Origin of the sequence: Agromyces binzhouensis (assembly GCF_004135055.1) — a bacterium.
Taxonomy (GTDB): Bacteria; Actinomycetota; Actinomycetes; order Actinomycetales; family Microbacteriaceae; genus Agromyces; species Agromyces binzhouensis.
This window is the reverse complement of sequence record NZ_SDPL01000236.1, coordinates 1-4,812: the sequence shown is the minus strand read 5'-3', so window position 1 is coordinate 4,812 and position 4,812 is coordinate 1. Positions and strand designations below refer to the sequence as shown.

Below are 4,812 nucleotides of genomic sequence, written 5' to 3'. Positions count from 1 at the left end.
CCGCTGCTGCGGTCGGCCTGGCCGGCGGTCACACGCACGCCCACGCCGCCCCCGCGGCGGCCGGCGGCAACGGGGTGCTCGTCCCGCCCGGCAAGCGGGGCATCATCCTCTACACGGTCCGCGACGCGATCGGCCGCAACCCGCTGACGAACCCGGGGCTTCCCTCGGGCTTCAAGCAGGTGCTCGAGGAGCTCGCGCGACAGGGCTACAAGCAGATCGAGTTCGCCGGCTACAACCAGAACTCGAACTCCGAGGGCGGCAACCTCAACAACGTCGCCGGCGCGCAGCTGCTGCGGACCTGGCTCGACGACAACGGGCTCGAGGCCGAGGGCAACCACGGCTCGATCCCGAACGTCGTCACCGACGCCACGCTGGCGCAGTTCGACGCGCAGTGCGAGATCGCGAACATCCTGGGCTTCGGCCACATCGGCACGGGCAACGACCCGACGCGGAGTTCGTACCTCGCCGACTGGCAGACGGCCGCAGAGGTCTGGAACACCTTCGGCGAGCGCGCCGCCTCGCACGGGCTGAAGCTGTACACGCACAACCACGACCAGGCGTACAGCTTCCTGCTCGACAGCGGCCCCCTCGACGCGTCCGGCAACCCCACCCGCTCGAGCGGCCTGCGTCGCCTCGAGTGGTTCCTGCAGAACACCGACCCGAACTACGTCTACCTGGAGATGGACGTCTACTGGGCGCACGTCGCGCAGCACCGCTACCAGAGCTACACGGCTCCCGACGGCAGCGTCGTCGACGACTGGTTCGACCCCGCCGGCCTCGTCTCCGAGCAGACCACCCGGTTCCCGCTCTTCCACGCCAAGGACGGCGCGAAGAACGACAGCGCGGCCGGCTACTCGATCGTGCCGTTCGGCGCGGGAGACATCGACTACACGACGTTCTTCCAGCGGATCGGCGCGAAGGGCTACCACAACGCGATGTACGAGCAGGACAACGCCTCGTCGGTGCCCATGTCCTCGCCGACGATGTCGCTCGAGAACGCCGCGTCGTCGTACCAGAACCTGGCCGCGCTCCGCGGCTGACCGCACCACCCCGGCCGCGCTGAGCGGCCGGCGCACGACCCCGGGCCGCGCGGGTGACCAGAACCCCCCGCGCGGCCCGGAAACACATGGATCCCGCCGAACCTCCTTCCATTCGTTGACTGGAGCACATCCATGCATCTCACACGTTCACGCCTCGCGGCGCTCGTGGTCGGAGCCGCCGTCGCGGCATCCGTCCTCGTCGCGGGGCCCGCTGTCGCCCATGACGGCGAAGACCACGGCGACGAGGTCTCGGCCACGACCTGGGCCAACTACGAGCGCATCAGGCTCGCGGGAACCCAGGGCGTCGGCGAACCGATCGACCTCGCCGTCCTCCCGGACCTCCGGGTCCTGCACACGACCCGCAACGGGCAGGTCCGCCTCACGGACCCGGCGCAGGGCACGACCACCGTCGTCAACCAGCTCGACGTCTACTCCAACTCGGAGGACGGGCTGCAGACGATCACCCTCGACCCGGACTTCGAGGAGAACGGCTGGGTCTACCTCTACTACGCACCCCGCATCATGGAGGCGCCGTACCCCGAGACGACCCCGGTCGGCTCGGCACCGCGCGAGCTCCCCGCAGGCGAAGACGCCTCGTACTGGGACATCTGGAAGGGCTACAACCAGCTCAGCCGGTTCCAATGGGATGCCGAGTCGAACTCGCTCGACCTCGCGTCGGAGCAGGTCATCATCAAGGTCGAGGTCCAGCGCGGGCAGTGCTGCCACGTCGCCGGCGACGTCGCCTTCGACAACGACGGCAACGTGCTGCTCTCGACGGGCGACAACACGCCGGCGAGCACGCCCGGCGCCAGCGGCTACGCCCCGAACAACGACCGTCCCGGATGGAACCCCGGGTTCGACGCCCGCCGCGGCGCCGGCAACACCAACGACCTCCGCGGTGCGATCCTCCGGATCTCGGTCCAGGAGGACGGCAGCTACACGATCCCCGAGGGCAACCTGTTCGCGCCGGGCACGGCCGACACGCGTCCCGAGATCTTCGTGATGGGCCTCCGCAACCCGTTCCGCATGGACTACGACACCGAGACCGGCGCCGTCACGTGGGGCGAGTACGGTCCCGACGCCGGAACGGCGAACGAGCTCCGCGGGCCGATGGGCTACGTCGAGTGGCAGTCGACCACCGTGCCGATGAACGGCGGATGGCCGTACTGCCACGGCCCGAACGCGAACTACAACGACTGGGACTTCGAGACGGCGACCCAGGGCGAGTGGTTCGACTGCGAGGGCACGCTCCTCAACACGAGCGCGTACAACACCGGGCTCGACCAGCTCCCGACGGCCACCGCACCGCAGCTCTGGTACGGCGACCGCCCCGAGCACCAGCCGTGGCCCGAGTTCGGTTCGGGCGGCCAGGCGCCGATGGGCGGCCCGACCTACCGGTACGACGAGGAGAACCCGTCGGAGACGAAGTTCCCGGAGTACTGGGACGGCAAGACATTCATGGCCGAGTTCTCGCGCGACCGTGTCTTCGCCTTCTCGCAGGACGACCCCGACGGGCCGGTCACGAAGATCGAGGACTTCCTGCCCAACGCGGCACTGAACGCGGCCGGCATGCCTCCGTGGGACAACGTGATCGACTTCGAGTTCGGTCCCGACGGCTCGCTCTACGTGCTGGACTACGGCGACGGCTTCTTCCGCCCGAACCCCGACGCCGGCCTGTACCGCGTCGACTACGTCGAGGGCACCAAGGGCCCGCGCGTCATCCTCGACGCCTCGCCCACGTCCGGTGAGGGACCGCTCGAGGTCGACTTCGACGCATCCGAGTCGACCCACCCCGACGGGCTCGCACTGAGCTACGCGTGGGACTTCGAGGGCACCGGCACGTTCGAGGACGGTGAGGCGACCGCGTCGCACACCTTCACCGAGGACGGCCAGTACCAGGCCCGAGTGCGGGTCACCGATGAGGGCGGCCGCGTCAGCCTCGCGTCCGTCACGGTCACGGTCGGCAACACCGCGCCCGTCGTGGAGATCGTCACCCCGGCGAACGGCTCGTTCGCCGACTGGGGCGACGAGATCGAGTTCGAGGTCCGGGTGACCGACCCCGATGAGGAGATCGACTGCGAGCGCGTGCTGTGGAGCTACGGCCTCGGCCACGACAACACGCACACGCACCCGCTGTTCACGGGCAACGGCTGCACGGCGACCGTCGAGATGGCGCTCGAGGCAGGGCACGGCGAGACCGAGAACATCTACGCGCAGATCGGCGCCTCGTACACCGACCTGGGCACCGACACGGCGCCCGCGCTGACCGGTGACGACGTCACGCTGCTCAACCCGCGTGCACTGCAGGCCGAGCACAACGACGCCCGCAGCGGCGACGTGACCGTCGTCGACGACGAGTCGGCCGAGGGCCTCCGCCACCTGGCGGGCCTGGACGCCGACGAGTGGATCGCCTACACGCCGGTCGAGTTCGGCGGCATCACGGGTGCCACCGTCCGCGCCTCGGGTGAGGGCGAGGTGTCGCTGCACTGGGGTGACGCGGACGCCGACGCCTTCGCGACCTTCGCGGTCGACTCCGAGGGCTGGGCGGATGTCTCGGTGCCGCTCGTGACCGTGCCGGAGGGCACCGGCCGCGTGGTCGTGACCTCGACGGGCGGGGTCGTGCTCGACCAGTTCGTGTTCACGACGTCGGTCGACGACATCCGGTCGCTCCTCGCGGCGCTGAAGGCCGACGGGAGCATCACGCGCGGCGTCGAGGCCTCGTTCGGCGATGTCCTCGCCGAGGTGGACGCCGCCCTCGCGGCGGACGACACGGCGACGGCCATCTCCCGCCTCGAGTTCATCGCGGCGCAGGTCCCGAACCGGATCCGCACCGACGCCGACGCGGCCGCACTCGTGATCCGTGCGGTCGAGGCGGTGATCGCCGAACTCGAGTAGCACGCCCGCGGCGGCGGGGACCGTCCCCGCCGCCGCGCACCGGACCGGTGCGGTCGGAGAACGACCTTGGCGGGATCCGCCGGCCGCACCAAGAACGGATCGGGCCGTGTCCTTCGGGGCACGGCCCGTTCCCATGCCCGCGGCAGGCCGTTCGGCTCTGCCCTGCGACCGCCGCGCGGCGCTAGCCTTCGCTCATGATCCGCTTCCTGATCAACATCGCGATCTCGCTCGTCACGGCGGCCATCGGCCTGCTGGTCACGTCCTGGATCCTCCCGGACTTCCACCTCGACGCGGCCGGCTTCATCGTGGCGGTGCTCGTGTTCACGATCGCGCAGGCGATCCTCGCGCCGTTCATCTTCAACGTGGCCCGGCAGTACGCCTCGGCGATCCTCGGCGGCATCGGACTCGTCTCGACCTTCGTTGCGCTCCTCATCGCGTCGCTGTTCCCGAACGGCATCCGCGTCGACGGCATCGTGACCTGGATCCTCGCGACCCTCATCATGTGGATCATCACGGCCCTCGGCACCTGGCTGCTCGGCCTCTGGTGGCTGAAGGGCCGCGTCGAGGACCGGCGCGCGAACTCCTGAGCTCAGGGCTCAGGGCTCAGGGCTCAGGGCTCAGGGCTCAGGGCTCAGGGCTCAGGGCTCAGGGCGGTAGGCGAGCACCGGGCCGACGACGGAGACCCGGACCTCGGTGCCGCGCGGCACGAACTCCGAGGCGGTGACCCGCGCGCGCAGCCGCACGCCGTCGGCGAGCGCGAGGGCGAGCATCGCATCGTGCCCGGTGTACTCGACGTCGGTCACGATCCCGTCCAGGCCCTCGGCGCCGCCGTCGACCGCGTCGGCGGCGCGGACACGGGCCTGGCCGGCGACGGAGG

The 4,812-nt window shown here is 70.4% G+C and carries 4 protein-coding genes; 3 read left to right on the top strand and 1 reads right to left on the bottom strand.

The window, feature by feature from the left end; genetic code table 11:
• From ESO86_RS11545 to ESO86_RS11535, 3 genes are all read left to right on the top strand, one after another.
• On the top strand, window positions 1–1,040 hold a 1,040-nt coding region (locus ESO86_RS11545), incomplete at its 5' end, for a sugar phosphate isomerase/epimerase family protein (RefSeq protein WP_165307701.1).
• Between the two features lie 132 nt (window positions 1,041–1,172).
• Window positions 1,173–3,935 (top strand): PQQ-dependent sugar dehydrogenase, encoded by a 2,763-nt coding sequence (locus ESO86_RS11540; protein ID WP_129235146.1) that lies wholly within the window; start codon window positions 1,173–1,175, stop codon window positions 3,933–3,935.
• A gap of 194 nt (window positions 3,936–4,129) precedes the next feature.
• Entirely contained in the window at window positions 4,130–4,522 is a 393-nt protein-coding gene (locus ESO86_RS11535) for a phage holin family protein (protein WP_129235144.1), read from the top strand.
• Window positions 4,523–4,573: 51 nt separating this feature from the next.
• Here ESO86_RS11535 and ESO86_RS11530 read toward each other — a convergent pair.
• On the bottom strand, window positions 4,574–4,812 hold a 239-nt coding region (locus ESO86_RS11530; protein ID WP_129235142.1), incomplete at its 5' end, for a TOBE domain-containing protein.